General features: G+C 46.0%; 11 protein-coding genes and 1 pseudogene. 3 read left to right on the top strand and 9 right to left on the bottom strand.

Annotated features, from left to right (window positions below):
• On the top strand, window positions 1–2250 hold a 2250-nt coding region (locus V7Q33_RS21260; RefSeq protein WP_333821195.1), incomplete at its 5' end, for an FtsX-like permease family protein.
• A gap of 144 nt (window positions 2251–2394) precedes the next feature.
• On the opposite strand, the gene arr is transcribed toward V7Q33_RS21260, so the two are convergent.
• The gene (arr, locus tag V7Q33_RS23485; protein WP_442946016.1) at window positions 2395–2808 is read right to left on the bottom strand and encodes an NAD(+)--rifampin ADP-ribosyltransferase; all 414 of its coding nucleotides are present in this window, start codon (window positions 2806–2808) and stop codon (window positions 2395–2397) included.
• A 1060-nt stretch (window positions 2809–3868) separates the two neighbouring features.
• On the opposite strand from arr, the gene V7Q33_RS21250 reads away from it, so the two are divergent.
• Window positions 3869–7219 (top strand): S8 family serine peptidase, encoded by a 3351-nt coding sequence (locus V7Q33_RS21250; protein ID WP_333821193.1) that lies wholly within the window; start codon window positions 3869–3871, stop codon window positions 7217–7219.
• Between the two features lie 204 nt (window positions 7220–7423).
• Here V7Q33_RS21250 and V7Q33_RS21245 read toward each other — a convergent pair whose 3' ends face one another.
• The 8 genes and pseudogenes from V7Q33_RS21245 to V7Q33_RS21215 form a co-directional block, all read right to left on the bottom strand.
• A complete protein-coding gene (locus V7Q33_RS21245) occupies window positions 7424–8449 on the bottom strand; it encodes a Calx-beta domain-containing protein (protein WP_331983611.1) in 1026 nt (341 codons plus the stop codon).
• A gap of 77 nt (window positions 8450–8526) precedes the next feature.
• Window positions 8527–9927, bottom strand: a complete 1401-nt coding sequence (locus V7Q33_RS23480; protein ID WP_442946015.1) for a PKD domain-containing protein — start codon at window positions 9925–9927, stop codon at window positions 8527–8529.
• A 6-nt stretch (window positions 9928–9933) separates the two neighbouring features.
• Window positions 9934–10473, bottom strand: a pseudogene (locus tag V7Q33_RS23475) (M43 family zinc metalloprotease); the annotation flags it as partial.
• Between the two features lie 444 nt (window positions 10474–10917).
• Window positions 10918–11397 carry a hypothetical protein gene (locus tag V7Q33_RS21235; RefSeq protein WP_331983607.1) on the bottom strand — a complete coding sequence of 160 codons (480 nt, stop codon included), beginning with the start codon at window positions 11395–11397 and terminating at the stop codon, window positions 10918–10920.
• Window position 11398: 1 nt separating this feature from the next.
• Window positions 11399–12181 (bottom strand): hypothetical protein, encoded by a 783-nt coding sequence (locus V7Q33_RS21230; RefSeq protein ID WP_333821190.1) that lies wholly within the window; start codon window positions 12179–12181, stop codon window positions 11399–11401.
• Between the two features lie 3 nt (window positions 12182–12184).
• A complete protein-coding gene (locus V7Q33_RS21225) occupies window positions 12185–13582 on the bottom strand; it encodes a RagB/SusD family nutrient uptake outer membrane protein (RefSeq protein ID WP_333821189.1) in 1398 nt (465 codons plus the stop codon).
• Window positions 13579–16605 (bottom strand): SusC/RagA family TonB-linked outer membrane protein, encoded by a 3027-nt coding sequence (locus V7Q33_RS21220; RefSeq protein WP_333821188.1) that lies wholly within the window; start codon window positions 16603–16605, stop codon window positions 13579–13581. Before V7Q33_RS21220 ends, V7Q33_RS21225 begins: the two co-directional genes overlap by 4 nt.
• Window positions 16606–16756: 151 nt before the next feature.
• A complete protein-coding gene (locus V7Q33_RS21215; protein WP_333821187.1) occupies window positions 16757–17656 on the bottom strand; it encodes an aldo/keto reductase in 900 nt (299 codons plus the stop codon).
• A 235-nt stretch (window positions 17657–17891) separates the two neighbouring features.
• Between V7Q33_RS21215 and V7Q33_RS21210 the strand changes: the two genes are divergently transcribed.
• Window positions 17892–19298: a CCA tRNA nucleotidyltransferase gene (locus tag V7Q33_RS21210; protein WP_331983651.1), complete on the top strand. Its 1407-nt coding sequence runs from the start codon at window positions 17892–17894 to the stop codon at window positions 19296–19298.
• Window positions 19299–19325: the final 27 nt, after the last annotated feature.

Genomic DNA, 19325 nt, shown 5'->3' with positions numbered 1-19325 from the left:
ATTCAGCACGGCACCATTATGTATCCTACCATCGGCCCGGTAATGGCGCGCGACTATCCGGAGATCGAGATGTATACACGGATCATGCCCAGTGGTGAGTTGAATGTGAAAGTAAATAACGTGAATCATCGCGGAGACTATTGCCATTTTGCGGACGAACACTTTTTGTCCGTCTTTACCTTTCCCATGCTGGCAGGCGATAAGACTACTGCATTAAAAGCACCCTATACCATCGTGTTGCCGGAGAGCACTGCAAAAAAATATTTTGGTGTGGGCGATGGCGATTACTCCAGCGTATTGGGTAAAGTTTTATACTGGGGCCTCGACCCGCAACCATATACTGTAACCGGTGTATGCATGGATCCGCCTGCGAACTCGCATATTCAGTTTGGTGGCCTGGTATCGTATGCAACGCTGATACGACCGGATGATCATGATGCCGATGACAGCTGGCGATGGTCTGACATGCGTCATTATCTGGTGCTGAAGCCAGGTGCTGACTATAAAAAACTGGAAGCAAAGTTTGATGCCTTTAGTGATAAATATTTTCAGGGCGATAAAGTGTCGGGAAGCGTAGAGAAATTCTTTCTCCAACCACTCAAAGACGCACATTTATACTCCGACTACGAATATGATATAGCGAAAACAGCCAATGGCAAAGCTGTATGGGCAATGCTCATTGTAGCACTCTTCATTCTGCTCATTGCGTGGATCAACTATATAAACCTCACCACATCGCGGGCGATAGACCGTGCGAAGGAAGTGGGCTTGCGCAAAGTAATGGGAGCACTGAAGTCGCAGCTGGTGAAGCAGTTTATAGTTGAGTCGACTCTCATCACAGCGCTGGCTTGCATGGTGTCGGTTATACTGGTGCTGAGTCTGCAGTCGTACTTCAATACGATTGTGGAAAATAATTTATCACTCTGGAAAGAGCTGATGTCATTGAGCCCTGCGACAATCGGTATAATTGTGGTGGCTGGTATCGTATGTATACTGCTTTCGGGTTTTTACCCGGCTTTCATTTTGTCATCGTATCAGCCGGTGGTGGTGTTAAAAGGTAAATTTCAACGTTCATCGCGCGGGCATTTTCTTCGCAAGGCATTGGTGGTGTTTCAGTTCACGGCATCTGCAGCGCTGATCACCGGAACGATCATTGTGTCGCGGCAGTTAAGCTATATGAACGATGCTGATCTGGGTATAAATATTCATAATACCATGATCGTAGATAGTCCGGAGCTGACTTCGTGGGATTCCACTACGATCGATCGCATCGAAAATTATAAACATGCGCTCATGCAGATCGATGGCGTTATAAACGCGACTACATCCAATAATATACCGGGCAACCGGTTAGGTCGCGCCTTTGGTATCCGGCTCACCGATCAGCCTTCTGAACAACACTATACTATGAGTGTGCTGGGTGTTGACTACAACTTTTTCGATACGTATGATGTTAAAATTGAAGCTGGTCGTAAATTTCTGCCTACCGATCACAAAGTGCGTTACGAGGATCTCACTACAGTGGTTGTTAACAAAAATGCTGTGAAGCTCCTCGGTATAGACAGCGTGCAGGATGCCATCGGCAAAGAAATCTTCTGGGGCGGTGATGACGGCACAAGACGCTGGACGATTGTGGGCGTGATTGGAGACTTTCACCAGGAATCTCTAAAGAAACCCCTGGAGGCGATGATCTTTCGGCCGGTATATAGTACGTATAGTCCCACATCCATACGCCTGAAGACGGAAGATCAACAAAAAGTTATAGCTGAGATTGAGCGAACCTATAAAGCATACTTTCCCGGAAACTCATTCCAGTATTCTTTCCTGGAAGATAGCTACAAGCGACAGTATAATGATGACAATCGCTTCGGCAACGTGATCAGTATTTTTACCGTGCTGGCTATTATTATATCCTGCCTGGGGCTGATCGGGCTGTCGTCATATACAGCCGTGCAGCGCACCAAAGAGATCGGTGTGCGTAAAGTATTGGGAGCCTCGATCTATAGCATCGTATCGCTGCTCTCAATGGACTTTATGCGGCTCGTATTTATAGCGGCTGCGCTTTCATTACCTATTGCCTATATCAGCATGCGCCAATGGCTGGAGGAATATACCTATCGTATATCCTTAAGCTGGATATTGTTTGTGCTGCCGGTCTTGGTGGTACTTGCCATTGCATTGATCACCATCAGCTTCCAGGTATTGCGCGCAGCCATGACGAACCCTGCCGATACGTTGAAGTATGAATAGAGATGGCTTCGAGCCTTGAGCTTCGAACTGCCAGAGCGTGAGTAAGAGTGGTGTGTTCCTTGATTCGAAGTATGCGCACCACTTTTTCCAGTAACTTGAGGCCAGCTGCTGGAGGGCAGAAGCCAGCCACCTTTAGTCGAGGCTCTAATTGATAATTTCGCCCTTGTTATCGGCCAACTTTTCGCGCCACTTCTTGACTTCTTCCGGTGTTGTTTTTTTCCAATCCGTTACTTCGCCAACGATTTTTAAAGGGGAAGTTGTGCGATAGGATCGTGTGGGGTTGCCCGGAAATCTTTTATTTGTAACGTTCGGATCGTTTTCAAATTCGCCTGTTGGTTCAACAATATACACACGTTCATGACCATCACCGTTTGCCAATGCAGCTGCGAGCCCTGCTCCGCTAACCAGAGCGGTAAAATAAATGTGGTTCATAACAAGTTCGGCCTTATAATTAGATACATTTCCGGCTACCAGAAGATCGCCGATCTGCAGGTCGGCTTTTGTTCCGTGATAAAAAGGCCCTTCGTCTGAAGGCGTTTCTATCGATGCGGTTGCCAGGTCGGCATTCTTTTTAGCATTCAGAAGGTCACCGGATTGTTTATAGTTTTCAGCAAGATTCGAATATAACAGTGGGAAGGCAGCCTTCACGGTATGGTCATTTAAGCGGAGCGCAAGCTGTAAAGTGGTTTCTATCCATTTTATTTTGTCAGAAGTATTTTTTTGAATCCGGGCGACATAATAAGAAGCCGTAAATTTTTCGAAGTCGTTTGTTGCTTCATCCCAGGCTTGAAGAAACAGCCTGCCTGCCTCTTCAGGCTTGCCATTCTCTTCCATCATCATGCCTTGAATGCACAGCTTTACGATATTGTTGTTGGGGTTAAATTCCATATCTGATTTCAGTTTTGGTGATACAGTCATAAACTAATTTACTATTCTATTGATAACGGTGTTCTGCAATACGCCCAAAAAAACTATACCTAAACGCTGTTTCAGCGGATGCTTCGTTGCAGATTCGCTATTGCATTATTCCGGATTTAACCGCTGGCATAGCCGGGATATCGGGCCTGTCCGGGATGAATATTTCCATCTATAACCCGGAAATATGAAGCAGCCCGTGTAATACTTTTTTGTCTACCCATGGCTGTTTTATAGTTTTTTACTGTTTAAATCCAGTCTCCGGCTACCTGTAAAGTACCTAAACCAGTTTTTTACCAATACTTAACACGAAGATATTTTAATGAAGTAATATATATAATGGTATATATATATAAATATGATACCGCATTTAGTTGTAGTGATCTTGGCTGAATAATTTTATACCCGTTTTTTATACTTTTCAAAACCCTACAGAATTAAATATCCGATACATTTGAGAATAACCTAAACTGAAAACAAATTTATGCGGAGTTGCTTTTTACTTGTATTTCTACTGAGCGTTGTATCTTTAATGGGCCAAAACAAAGCGCCCGCTAAAAGATTCAGTCTGCCCAAGACAGTATCTTCATCTGATTACCTGACTGGTTTTGTCCGCGTCAAGATTAAGGATTCGTATAAAAGTAAATTTCAACCAAGTGCAAACGGAAGAACAGCCACGGTTAATTTACCGGGAGTTGCGTCCATGAAGCCTTTACTTCCGGCCGCATCAGCTTCGGTTGCGGCCACGGCACGCGGGCCGCTGAGATCTCAGTCGAATGTCGATGTGTCCTTGTATTACCAGATTCAATTTGATCGCAGCCAGCCTATTGAAGATTTTATAAACAAGCTGTATGCAACGGGGTATTTTGAGATTATTGAGCCACAGTATAAAGAACATTTGGTATACATTCCGAATGATCCGTTTATTTCTTCTCAATACTATCTAAGCAAGATCAAGTCGTTTGATGCCTGGGAAATAACAAAAGGCAGCAGCGATATCGTTATTGGCGTTGTTGATACTGGTGGTGATCTTGACCATCCTGATTTGGTTGATAAAGTTTACCACAATCAGGCTGACCCGGTTGACGGAACCGATAATGATAACGATGGCTATATTGATAATTACCTGGGATGGGATTTTGTAGGAAATGATACGCTGAATCTTTCCAAATCAGACTATATCGGCGATAACAATCCGTCTATAAGCCCTTTGGTAAGTTCAGAAAAGCTTTTGCATGGAGCCTGGGTTGCAGGTTGTGCCGCTGCCACTGCCAACAACGGCATAGGTGTGGCTGGCGTGGGTTTTAATACAAAGCTTTTATTTGTGAAGCTCACTGCTGATAACGATCCCAATGCAGGCTTGTACCGATCATCCGATGGCATTTATTATGCGGCAACACACGGTGCAAAAATTATTAATTGTTCGTTTGGTGGTATATACCCCAGTCGGATAGATCAGGATATCATCGACTATGTAACGCTGGATTTGAATTGCGTGGTGATTGCCGCAGCCGGGAATGAGGATACTTCTTCTCCTTCTTATCCGGCAGCTTATAATCATGTTCTTTCGGTTGCTGCCACAAACTCGTCCGATAAGCGCGCAAGCTTTACAAACTACGGAACTACAGTTGATCTTTCGGCACCCGGAGTCGATATTTATACCACAGCCTATAATAACAGCTACGGTGCTGTTGATGGCACGTCATTCTCATCACCCATTACTTGTGGAGCGGCTTCGCTGGTTTGGGCGGCACATCCTGAATTTAGTGCCCTGCAGGTTGCAGAACAACTTCGCGTAACAGCAGACCCTTCCTTTTATACTTCCAATGCGGCTTATAAAAATAAATTAGGAAAGGGCAGGCTGGATGTATACCGGGCTCTTACCATGGAGTCGCCTTCTGTACGAGCCAGTAACCCCAGACTGGTTACAGCAGATGGCAAAGTTCCGGGTCCGGGCGAGAATGGTCTTTTATATTTTGATTTCACCAACTATCTCAAGTCGACCTCCAGCGGACTTTCAATTTCTGTTACATCAGTATCCAATAAAATTAAATTCACTAAAAATACAATCAACCCGGGCGTTATTGCAGGAGGTTCAACTGTATCTAATAAAACGGAGCCATTTGAAATTTCCCTTAGTGTCAATACGGGTGCCAATACGCAGGTAGAGTTTTTAATTACCTATACCGATGGAGCCTACAGTGATTATCAGTTTGTGAGCTTTACTCTAAATAAAACCTATCTGAATATTGATAAAAATAAAATATCAACAACCATTAGCGCTGCCGGCCGGTTGGGTTTCGAAGACACAAAAAATCAGGCTAACGGAAACGGCTTTGTTTTCAATGATGCTTCTATTCTTTATGAGATGGGTATCATAACAGGTACATCGCCAACTACTGTCCTGAATAATGTGCGGGGCATTAATGATGGTTTTGATGCGGATTTTGTTTCGCTCGATCGAATAAGTGAGATCAATCCCGGTGAGAGGTCGGCATCAGAAATATTTGGTTCTTATTCAAACTCCCAAACGGCAGCAGACCAGGTTGCTGTTATCAGTTACAGGAGCCTTGTCTGGAAAGAAGCACCTTACGATAAGTTTGTAATTCTCGAATACAAAATAAAAAACCCTCAGGCTACAGCGCTTACGAACTATTACTTTGGAATGTTTGCGGACTGGGATATTAGTGGCAATGGGCAAAAAGATGCAGCAGCGTGGAACGCTAAAAACAAGATAGGCTATGTTTATCCGAAAGTATCCGGCGAGGTTCCGCATGCCGGTATTCAGGTGCTCTCCGGAAATCCACAATATTATGCAATAGACAATGATAACAAGATTGCGGGTAATCCATTCGGGCTATATGATGGCTTTACAGATGATGAGAAGTTTACGGCAATCTCGAGTGGTTTAAAGGAGAAAATCACCGCGGGAGGTGCGCCTAACGGTAATGATGTTAGTCACGTTGTATCTGCCGGGCCCTATACCATTAAGCCCGGAGAAGAAATAACGATAGCCTTTGCCTTGCATGCTGCTAATAACCTGGATGAACTGCTGACATCAGCCCGCTATGCCGATTCTGTTTATAATTATACACTGAAGGCAACACTTCCGGTGGTATTGGATAGCAAGATTTGTTATAAAAGCGATGCTGTTGTAAACGTAAGTGGTGCCTCCAAAGTCAAGTGGTATAAAGACTTCACTGGCGGTGAAGCTTTTTTTACCGGCAATAAATATACATTGCCAGCGGTGCTGGCCGATACTACGTTCTATGTATCCAATGCTGACCATAGTTATGAAAGCCTGAGAGTACCTGCGAAGATTATAGTTAAGGCAAATCCAAAGATTATAACATCTGGATCTTCTAAATTTTGTGAAGGGCAAAACATTCAGCTGTCAGTAGCAGAGGCCGATGGATATACATGGAGCACCGGAGAGACAACACAATCAATTAAGGTGTCGGAGAAAGGTGACTATTCGATTACGGTTATTGATACGGCGCTCGGTTGTAAGTCGACCTCAGAAACTTTTTCTACCGTGGTGAACAGCAATCCCACGACATCCTTTACTTTATCTGGTGATGTAGAAGCCGGTGATACCATTACTTTCTCCAACACATCATCAGGAGCAGTTTCATGGCTGTGGAATTTTGGAGATGGTACCAGCAGTACAGACGAAAACCCCAAGCATATATTTAAGAAAGCAGGTTCTTTTAGCGTGTCACTTACAGCAACGTCAGATGCAGGATGCCAGTCAAGTGAAACAAAACAACTTGCCGTTACAGGCACCGAGCATGGACTGACCAACAGCGATCTTCATGTTTACCCTAATCCGGGAAGTGAAAAAGTCCGGGTTGAAATGGATATTGCCGAAACAGGTATTCCTCAAGTAAGTTTCGTGAATGCTCAAGGTAAATTATTGTATGACAAACAATATAGTCTGGCCACTCATTCGATCACGGAAGAGATAAACATTAACTCCTTGCCCCAGGGGCTATACTTAATAAAGGTAACGGTGGGCAGGAAAACATATTTTCAAAAATTTATAAAGGAGTAGATTTATCAATTATCCGTTAGTTGTTACACGTTATCTGTGTAATTCTGTGAAATCTGTGGGAACAAAATACATTTACTTCCCACAGATTTCACAGAATAGCACAGAAAAATAAGTTATTCATTTATCCGTTAATTGTTTAACACCTGTAAACAAGAGAGGCTGCTCGTTCGAACAGCCTCTCTCTTGTTTAGGAAATTCTCAGGCTTACTTAATCAAGTCTTTCAGACGATTTGGTAACACTGTCACCACGCGAAGTTTACCTTCTGATGAGCCGTTGCTCAATATTGTATTGGCGGCTTTTGAAGCTACACGGCTGCTGGATTCAGGAACAGTTATATCAGATATATTGGTGAAGCTTCCGCCTACGTTCTGAAATGTTTGCTCGATGAGCGTTGGAGGTGTTCCGCTTACCCATTTGTTTTTGTTGGCAGCGGTATATTGTCCGTTATATACATCGCGGTTTGCTTCAGGTTCAAGTGCACCGTTGGTAAACTCAATGAACGTTGCTGTAAAAGCAAGCGGATCGAATGATCCATCGTAATACGTATACGTTAAACCGTAGGTGGAATTGGTATAGTCAAGACCGAAGTATGTTCCTATAAATGTCTTGGGAATGAAGACAAACTCATAGTTATAGTTATATCCTCTGAAAACCGAGCCGGTTAATATGCCGTCATAACTGGCAGATGTAGCACCCATACGTGCGAGCAAGTCCATATCGGCTACACCGTCAGTACTTGCGTCCGGCCATTTGAGCAGTACAACAATACCATCTTCCTGCTGCAATTTAATTTCGGTTGACTGGTTGGTGGTGAGCTGCACGTTAGCACTTGGATCGACAGATGAGATGGTAAGATCAATCGTTTCATCATCTTCCAGCAAATCATCGGAATACAAATCCAATTTGATAGTTCCGGTCTTTGACCCTTTCGGGATAACTACTTTTCCAAAATCTCCGTCTACGGCAAAGTCTTTTGGATCGGTGTTGGTTGCTTCCGTTTCATCGGTAGTGGTTCCGGCAACGGTATACTTAACAGTTAAATCTTGTGGGGCTTCTTTGTCAAGGGTTACGTCAACGGAGAGAGTTCCATCACTTTCATGGGCAGAGTAAGTAGTCTTTGAAAATGAAAGTTGATACGTAGTAGGTTCATCCTTGCCGCAAGACGACAACATCACACCCGCTGCACCGAGGGTCAGGATGGATAAAGTAAGCATGCTGAATTTTCGCATATATAGAAGGTTAGTGGTCAATTTAAATGTACTAAAATCTTTTCATTCTTTTCCCGGAAATTCCATAACCGGAATCTTTACTCCAGCTTGATCCATTTCTGGCTCACCATACGGCCGCCCAGTTTCAGCTGCACCAGGTACACGCCCGAACGCAACGCTGCTGTCTCCAGCGGAATTTCAATCGTGCGTTCATGCTTCTCTACCTGTAACGGTGAAGCCACCTGCAAACCAACGGATGACTGCAGATTTACTTCCACGTTGCCAGTATAGTTATTTTCAATGCGTATGTTCAATGACGAACGGCCAGGGTTCGGATATACCGTTATACCTTTGGTCACATCCTGTGTTTCAGTACCCAGTATATCCTGTCTTATGTAGATAGTGGTATAGGTTGAGTCGTAGCACAGATCAAGACCGGACCCGATGGTGAGATAGGTGGTAGTCTTGGTTGGCGTTACAATAAGTTGTGGCCCGGGTATATTTTTAACGGTACCATCATCTGCACTCCACACAAAGATACTGGCGCCATGTCCGTTCAGCGTAACTTCTTCTCCCGGATATACCATCTGGCTGGAGGCTGATACCTGCACCGATGGATTCATGCCCACGAGCGGCTCAATATCCATCGCGATGTTGGCACCAAGCGATGTGCTGAAGAGACTCCACGTTCCACTCTGTGCCTGTATCCATGAAGTAGAGTTCAACGCTTCTCCGTTAGCCGACGAGGTAACAACCACTGTATCTCCGGATGTATATTCAAATTCAACACCTACCTGGTAAGGCCTGCTCTTTACAGGTGTTTCGCGATCAAATACAATGGTAGTAGGACGGTTGTGCGCTATATCTTCCTGGATCTGTTTCAAGAGTATAGTTTTTCTTTCCAGTACGGCTGCCGGTGCATTTTGCGGGCCGCGGGCATTCCATACCGTAACCGTGGCTGTAGCATCTTCATCAGCAGCATATATTTTGGCAAAGCGGATCTTTACACCACTGATGTAGTAATAGCCCAGCGAGTTAACAAAGAACTCGGATACACCGGTGCTCTTCGTACTGTTATGGCCGGTAAGATACCCGGTATAATTTCCAAGCGTTGACATCTTGATAGCCGATCGTGTATAGCTGGCGTCAAAGTTGGTGGCCGATCCACACAAACCTTCTTCTGATACAGTGATATAGTTATCGATTACCAACGGATCAGAATCACCCAGCGAGTTGGTGGCCACCAGTGTTACTTTATAGGTGCCAGGCAGCGTATAGGTAACCCGTGGGTTTCTTTCAGTAGATGTATTGGGATCACCGCCTTCAAAGGTCCAGCTCCATTGGGTAGGGAAGTTGGTGGAGAGATCGGTAAAGTTTACATCCCCACCCAGCAATACAAATTGTTTGTCGGAAGTAAAGTTGGCCGTAGGTTTCTCCGCCACGATCGGACTACAGAGGTTTGCCTCAATCAATGTTTTTCTGCGCGGGCTTACATCCATTACTGCGCGCATGCGTGTCTTTTGTCCCTGTGTAAAAATGTTCATGCAGGCATCATTGGTATAGTCCATATAGTTCTGCACCATCTCGAGGGTTACATTGTCGCATCCTACTTTCGAAGGGCAACCGCTGTTGGAAGTATGCGCTGTAGGTGTATCAGATACGAAATCATCGCCGCATACAGCATCACCCCAGATGTGACGCAATCCAAGCCAGTGCCCTGTTTCGTGGGTGAGCGTACGGCCTTTGTTATAAGGTGCCTGCATTACCGGAAATGTACCTTTATCAGCAGAGCCAAAGGATTGATAGCGGATCACAACTCCATCGGTTGTCGCGGGCCCGCTCGAAGGTATACCGGCTAATCCGGATTGATCGGGGAACTGCGCATAGCCTAAAAGGCTGGCATCGCTCGCTGCAAATTTTACAGTCCAGATATTGAAGAATAAATTAGGATTCCAATAGGTGCTGGGTTTCAATTGGTTTTCGATCTGATCACGCGACCAGTCTGCCTGACCTCCGTTTACACGATCTATACCTGGCTCGGCCATGGCTACGCCATTTTCATCGACAGGGGCGAGGCAGAATTCAATTTCAATATCAGCACCTACAGGACTGGTGTTATAGCCGGGTGTTCCAATTTTTCTCCGGTAGTCTTCATTCAGCACCGCGATCTGCGATTGCACCTGTGCCTGGCTAATGTTAGTGCCGGAGCCTACATTTTCTCCATTATGGATTACGTGTACCACAACGGGTATAGTAATTACGGTAGCTTGTGTGCGTCCGCTTTGCTGCAGTATTTCCAGCTCATGTATTCTTTTCTGCACAGCATATTCAAAATCGTCAAGCGAGCCGCGCTGCGGAAAGCGTATGCGACTCAAACTGTCTTGTTCCATGGTAGCACAGGGTTCCGGCTTTTTGGCAGGGCGCTGCGCATAGGCTGCTACCGAAAGGAACAGCGCCAGTATATATATTGGTAACGTTCGTTTCATACGCTAGTTTTCACTCATTGAATCAAAATGGATGCGGTAACTTCCTGTGCCCGCTTCGTCAAAGAATATCTCCAATACCATCGAGCTGCTGTCTGCCTCGCGAACAATGTAGGGGAGGGCATTTGTGGAGAGCGGGGGAATGATCATCGTAAGAGTAGCCGTGGAGTTGTTAAAAGTCCATACGCTGCTGATGGTATCATCTTCCGATGGATCAAGGCATTTTTTAGAGCCGCTGTCAGTTTCAAACAGATGCTCGGAACTGGCATGGAATATATACTTGTCGTCTGTTGTACAGGGAACATTGAAGCGACCGGTCACCTTTCCGTTTGCTGTCTGTTCAAAATATTTTATCTGCCAGGTCTTGCTGTTCTTCCCCGTAAAAATCTGTGTATAGGTATAAGGTGTGGGCTTCACTTCTTCCGAACAGGAAAATGAAAGGCTTAATCCCGCAGCAACAATCAGTATCAAACTGCACGCTTTCATATTAATGAGGGGTTAATGTAATGGGTATAGTTTCATTATCAAGATCCACCAGGATCACTTCCAGGTTTATTACACGCGTAATCGGATTTACGGTGCCGGAACCTTTGATGGTGGCCACATCGGAAGCAAGATTTTGTTCTTCCTGCTCCGGAATCGTAATGGTGTTATCACCATTATCAGTAAACGTAAGGTCCATCACAATGCTTGATTGAAATACATTGGGGTTGATGTTCCAGTTCGATAATGTAAACGTTTCGCAGTCGCTACTGGTAATGGTTATAGTATTGTCGCTATAGCCTCCGCTCTTGCCGGTATAATAACCGCCCAGCACACAATCATCAAAAATGGTGAAGGTATAGCTTTTGCCAATGGCACTTTCGCCTTCGCCTACCGCGCGATCCGCGCTGGCGCTTTGCAGGGTAAAGACTACATCCTGCGAGCGAAGTATATCATTCGCGTTGTTGATCATCTGTATTTCAATATACCCGAAGTACTCTCCGGCCTTGATCGTAACTGTGCCACGTTCGCTGATAATCTTATAGTCTACATTCTCACGTGCATCACCACCAATGGTATAATTGATCAGGATATCTTCTTTCGTAGCCGGCCCGCCGTTGTGTACTTCTATTTTAATGACAGGGGTATAGCTTTCCTTGGCGAAGGATGCCGTTTCACTGAAACGAACAAAGTATGGCCCTTTAAAAAGGATTTGCTTCGTTTCGCATCCGATCGACATGAGTAACAAGAGCAGAACGCTGAATCGTATGGTTATACTATATTTCATAGATCAATAGCCCGGGTTTTGATCGCCCGCCAGGGCTTTGTTGGTTTGAATTTCGCGCAGTGGTATAGGCCACAACTCGTAGGCATCGCGCCAGTTCGAAGTAAAGGCTTCCATCACCTGGGTTACGCGTTTGGTGCGCACCAGGTCATACCAGCGATGGCCTTCGTATGCGAGCTCATATACACGTTCTTCTTCAATCAATCTCAGCATCTGCGATTGTGTTACGGATTCCGGTATCAACGGAACACTTTTGTTGTCATCTTCAAAATCGGCACGCGTGCGAAGTATATTGATATCCGTGCGGGCACTTGCGGTTCCGGAAACATTGCCGAGCTGCGCACGCGCTTCTGCGCGAATGAGATACATCTCGGCAAGGCGGAATACCACAACATCGTTGTTGTCGGCATCGGCGGTTCCGTACTTGGCAACACTCCAGCCGTTGTCAGTACCTTTCAGGTTGGCAGCATTGAAGCGGATGGTCTGAAAGCGATCGCCCGATTCTGAAGAAGCCAGTGCAATGACGGCCTCGTTGGAGGGTATAATTTCTCTGCGTCCTACAAACAGATTGTTCAGACCAATGTTGCCATCGGTGCCAGGATCATCCGTTAGTGTATAGCTTACTTCAAGAATGGATTCTCCGGTCTGGTCCTTGTTTACAATGTTTGCAAAATCTTTTTCCAGCTCATATTTACCCGACTCGATCACTTGTGTGGCATACTGTTCGGCCTGCGACCAGTTGCCAAGAAAGAGATGCAGACGTGCAAAGGCTGCGCGCACAGCATATTCTCCGGCATAGCTGCTGTTCGTGGGCGATTTCGGTAATTCGCTTAGCGCTGCAGTATAGTCGTCAAGTACCTGTTGAAGTATATCGTCAGTAGAGGTACGTGGTATCGTGAGGTTGGTTTGTATATTGGTAGTCAATACCAGTGGCACCCTTCCGAAAGTATAGAGCGCGGTGAAGTAGGCATAGCCACGCAGAAAGTGCGCAGCGCCCATCACTTTATTGCGCTGTGTGGTAGACACTCCGGAAACGTTCGGAAGTTTCTCCAGTATAAAATTGGCAATATAAATCGTATTATAGATCGCGCCCCACAAGGTTGATACCGATGCATTGGTGGACGTGATCTGTTTGTTGCCAAGCTCCCGGTATTGCGAGAAGGTGCCGTTGTGTAGCAGCATATCGGCAGTAAAGTCTCCTGCAATTACCGTAGCGGGTATAATGGTGCGGAAGGCTGCATACAAACCGATCTCTACCTGCGGCACATCGCCAGGTTCATTCAATACAAGATTATCCGTTTGTTTATCTACCGGCTGCGGACTGAGCAGATCGCAGGCGTTTACTACGATCAGCAGCATCGGGAAAACTATATATTTGGCTATAGATGTAAAAACTCTTTTCATCTCAGTGTTGCGTTTAATCCGATCGTGATCGTGCGTACCTGTGGCAATGTAAAGAAGTCGATGCCCTGTGCGGTGGTCGATCCATCCAGCGTGCTTACTTCCGGATCAGCGCCCGAGTATTTGGTATACGTCCACAGGTTGGTCGCGGAGAGGTATACCCGCAGGCGATCAAGCTTTAATTTTTCGGCTATACGCTGACTTACATTATATCCGAGACCAAGATTCTTCAAGCGCAGATACGATCCATTCTCAATCAGGCGACTGCTTTCATAATTGTTGAAGTTGGCATTGTCTCCGGTGCTTACGGCATAACGCGGCACATCGGTAATGTCTCCAGGCTTCTGCCAGCGGCGAAGTGCATCTACGGATTGATTGGTAGTAAGGTCTTGTCCTGAATTTACCAGTGTTTGCCTGGTAAGGTTTAACACTTTATTGCCGAGCGAGAACTGGAAGAATATATTCAGATCAAAATTGCCATAGGTGAAGCGGTTGGTAATACCACCGATCAGATTGGGTTGTGCGTTACCAATCACCATAGCATCATCCTGTGTGATCTTGTTGTCACCATTTACATCTTTATACATGGCATTGCCGGTGGCAGGATCTACACCGAGAAATTTCAAGCCCCAGAATGTACCGAGCGGCTCGCCAGCTTTAATAATGTTGGTAGTTCCGGCACCTTCGGCCTGGTAGCCGGCAGGGCGTGGTATACTATCTGCCAGGTACGTGATGCGGTTTACATTTTTCGACAGATTTATTTCGGTGCGCCATTTCAGTTTACCATCGAGGTTTACACTCACAATGCCCAGCTCTATACCTTTGTTTTGTACGTTGCCAATGTTACCCGTTACACTGCCGAAGCCGGTGGTGTAGGGATAAGGTTGTGCATAGAGAAGTTTACTCGTTTTGTTATTATATACATCGATAATGGCCTGTATTCTTCCTTCGAGGAAGGATATATCTGTACCGATGTCGATCTCGCGCGTGCTCTCCCATTGCAGTTTCGGATTTGCCAGGTTCTCGGGCGTTACACCTGCAGAGCCATTGTACGTGGCGGTAGTCCAGGTTCCCAGGTATTCAAAATCAGGTATACCTTGATTACCGGTGAATCCATAACTGGCGCGCAGTTTCAGGTCACTGATAATATCGGAGTGAAAGAATTTCTCTTGCGAAATGCGCCAACCGGCAGAGAGGGCGGGGAAGTAGGCGAACTTGTTGCCCGATCCAAACCGTGAAGAACCATCGGAGCGAAACGACAATGAGAATAAATAAGTATCGCGAATATCATACTTGGCTTCGCCAAGAAAAGAAAGTAATCCTCCCTTTACAATCACCGAACTTCCCTGGTCTACAATACCAGCAGAAGTGATATAGGTGAAGTCATCGCTCGGAAACAAACGACCTTGCACACTCGATGATGAGGTGAAGCGCGAGAGCACTTCCGATCCTACCAGCGCACTGAAGTGATGACCTTCCTTAATTTCGCGGGCATAGCTCAGTATAGCGTTGGAAGTAAAATTACTGGCCGTAGAAGTGCTATAGATGCCGTAGCCTTTGCCACCCACGCTGGAGAGATAACCCCCGATAGCCGTTTGTGACGATTCAAATTGATCTTCTTTTACATCGTTATAATCTATACCCGTCATCACTTTCAGCTGCAGGTACTCGTTGAATTTATAGGTGGCGGTAATGCTTCCCAGAATTTTTACCGTAGAGGTGTTGAAGCGCGGCAACAACGCCTGGGCTACAGGATTAAAGTTGGGAAAACCGGCATAAAGCGCTGAACCTGGGCCTACGAGTTTGCCGTTCTCATCATACGGTGTGTTATAGGGAAGGCTTTTCAGGGCACCGGAATATACACCATCTAAGAAGTTGTCGCCCTTTACACGTTTGTTGAGTGCTTTCGAGAGCGTAAGGTTTACGCCTACGCGGAGTTTGGGGGTAAACTTGCGGTCTACATTAAAGGTACCACTCAACCGATCGAACTTGTTGTTGAGCTGCACACCTTCTTCACTGCGATAGTTACCACTCATATAGAATGTAGTGTTATCATCACCACCCGTGGCCGACAGTTGGTATTGCTGCATAATGCCCGTACGGAAAATGGCATCGAGCCAGTTTGTGTTAACGGCATCTGTTACACCGGGTATAAGGCCGGCAGCATCTGGATTCTTACCGGCATTCGTGTAGGCTTCCCGTTGCAGCGTGAGCAACTGTGTGGAGTTGAGCAGGTCTACCTTTTTAACCGGATCAACGATGCCGCGCTGCACATCCACGTTGATGCGGGTTATATCTTTCTTTCCTTTCTTCGTAGTGATGAGCACTACACCGTTGGCACCGCGCGATCCATACATCGCTTTCGCGGATGCGTCTTTCAATATTTGTATAGATTCAACATCATTGGGATTGATGAGTGAGAGTGCGTTATCATCCTGACCACCGAACTCGCGTAGTGAAAGCGAGCCGGAAGAAACAGGGATACCATCGATCACAAACAACGGCCGGTTGGAAGCATTGATCGATGTACTGCCACGAATGCGTACCGATATACCACCACCGGGTGTTCCGGATGATTGTGTAACCTGTACACCGGGCGCTTGGCCCTGCAACGCCTGGTCTATACCCGTCAAGGCAATCTCCTTGAAGTTTGAGGCTTTTACAGTTGCGACTGATCCGGTAATTTCGCGTCTCTCGGTAGAAGAGTATCCGGTAACGACCACTTCGGTAAGCTCGGTTGATTCTTCAATCAGGCTTACATCAACCACCTGTCGTGCATCAAGCGGAACCTCCTGTGTTCGATAGCCTACAAATGAAAATACAAGCGTAGTACCGGAAGTAATTTCCATCGTATAATTACCGGCAGCATCGGTGATGGCACCCTGTGGGGTTCCCTTCACAATAACATTCACACCCGGCAACTCGCTTCCATCGGTAGCAGAAGTAACTTTACCCGAGATACGCTGTGTTTGCGCGAAGGCGGTGGATGCGATTAATAAAAAGAGTAGCAGTAGAGATTTATTCATAGGCAACTAGGGCTCAGTCTCCCTAAATTTAAGGAATAAACCAACATTCTCCATGACCCTTTTGCACGAAGAGTGTTAACTTTTGCAAGAATTTTACAGACTGTCGATTAAATTTTTTAGCGTGTGATTTCCGGATATTTATTTTCAAAATTTATCCGATCACGCGCATCATCTGTTTGCGTTGATTTTCGTCCGGAAGTTTTCCGAAGCCTGCACCCAGGTTGTCGGCCATGTGATGCGGTTTTGATGTGCCCGGTATCACGCACGTTACGGCAGAATGGGCAAGTATAAATTTCAGAAAGAATTGTCCCCAGCTCTGGCAATCAAATTCCGCAGCCCATTCCGGCAGTGCTCTGCCTTTTATGCGCTGAAATAATTCACCCTCTTCGAAAGGCTGGTTGATGATCACGGCTACATTCTTTTCCTGCGCCAATGGAAACAAACGCTCTTCCGCGGTTCTGCGAAGCATGGAATAGTTGATCTGCAGAAAATCAACCGCGTTGTTTTTGATACTATTTTCGATCGCGGTATAGGCACTCTCTGTATAATGTGTAATGCCCAGGTAGCGGATGCGACCTTCTTCCTTCCACGCACGTAAAGTAGCGAGATGTGTCTGCCAGTCGGTGAGATTATGGATTTGCATCAGGTCAATCTTTTTCCGTTGCAGCTTCGCAAAGGAACGATTCATTTGTGCAATGCCATTTTCTTTTCCCGTAGTCCACACTTTTGTTGCTATGAACAGGCGTGCATTAAGATCAAGTTCAGAGGAAAGATCACCGGTAACATCTTCCGATGTGCCATACATGGGCGAGCTGTCTACAACAGTGCCTCCCTTTGCAACCAATGTTTTCAATACTTCTTTGAGGGGAGCACGCGCTGTGCTGTCGTTTCCCACGTCAAAGGTTTGCCAGGTGCCTAAACCTATGGCCGGCAGCAATTCTCCCGAAGCCGGTATTTTTCGTTTCAGTATAGTGTCAGCATTCATCCATGAAAATGATAAAGCAGATAAACCTACTGCCGAAAGACGATGAAGGCAAGCTCTGCGATCCATTGCGATTGTTTTGTTTATGAAGATACGATAATTCTCCGGACGTGTAGATAGCTGCGAGTGCTGGGAGTGGTGCGTAAATCTAGTTGTACAAAAAGTTATCCGTTAATTGTTATCAGAATACTATGGTAACGATTAACCTGTAACTGATAACGGCGCCGCACATCGCCCGAATTTTCTGCGAACAATTTTTTTTGGCACAGTTTGTCTACCTTTGCAGGCTGAATTTATTTGTGACATGAACCTGGCTTCTTCGCTTGAGCGAAAAATATTCAAGATCATTGGCAGGGTAGGTGATCGACTCGGAGTAGATACGTATGTCGTAGGAGGATATGTGCGTGACCTGATCCTGGAGCGTCCTTCCAAAGATATAGACTTTGTGTGCGTAGGCAGCGGTATACAGCTCGCAGAAGCCATCGCGCAGGAACTTGGGCCTTCGGTACATGTTACCATCTATAAAAGTTTTGGCACGGCACAGATACGTTATGAAGACCTCGACCTTGAATTTGTAGGCGCACGCAAAGAATCATATCGCAGCGATTCGCGCAAGCCTATTGTAGAAGACGGCACACTGGACGATGACCAGAAGCGCAGGGACTTTACCATGAATGCACTGGCCATCAGTCTCAATGAAAAAACATTTGGCGAGCTGATCGATCCGTTCAATGGCGTGGAGGATATGAAGAGGAAAATGATCCGCACACCGCTCGATCCTTCCATTACTTTTTCGGATGATCCATTGCGCATGATGCGTGCCGTGCGCTTTGCATCGCAGTTAAGCTTCGATATAGAGCCCGATACATTTGCCGCGATCATCAATCAGGCTGAACGGCTGGAGATTGTTTCGCAGGAGCGTGTAACCGATGAGTTGAACAAGATCATTCTCAGTCCGGTGCCTTCGTATGGATTTAAATTACTTTTCCATAGCGGGCTGCTCAAACATTTCTTTCCGGAGATGGTGGCACTGCACGGAGTAGAGTATGTGGGCAGTAAAACACATAAAGATAATTTCTTTCACACACTTCAGGTGCTCGACAATGTATCGGTGATGTCGTACGATCTTTGGTTGCGCTGGGCTGCTATATTGCACGATATAGCCAAGCCTGCCACAAAGCGTTTTGACAAAGTGCATGGCTGGACGTTTCATGGTCATGAAGATAAAGGCGCACGCATGGTGCCGGGTATATTTCGCCGAATGAAATTGCCGATGAATGAGAAGATGCTGTTCGTGCAAAAGCTGGTAAAGCTGCACTTGCGTCCTATATCACTGGTAAAAGAAGTTACCGACTCGGCTATACGCAGGCTGCTCTTCGAAGCCGGTGAAGATACCGATGCGCTCATGAAGCTTTGTCGTGCCGATATTACTTCGAAGAACAATGAAAAGGTGACACGCTTTCTCAAAAACTTCGACCTGGTGGAACAGAAGATGAAAGAAGTAGAGGAGAAGGATAACATCCGGAATTTTCAGCCTCCCGTTACCGGCGATGAAATTATGCAGATGTTCAACCTGCCACCGGGCCGCGTGATCGGTGAAATAAAAGAGCAGATCAAAGAAGCCATCCTCGAAGGCAACATCCGAAACGACCGCGCAGAAGCACTGGAACTGGTGATGAAGCTCGCGCGTGAAAAAGGAGTTGTAAAATAGTTGCTGGCTGCGGGGTGTTAGTCGTTA

This window comes from Ohtaekwangia sp., assembly GCF_036786105.1.
GTDB lineage: Bacteria > Bacteroidota > Bacteroidia > Cytophagales > Cyclobacteriaceae > Ohtaekwangia.
Note: the sequence above shows the minus strand (reverse complement) of the source record. Positions and strands in the feature narration are given on the sequence as shown.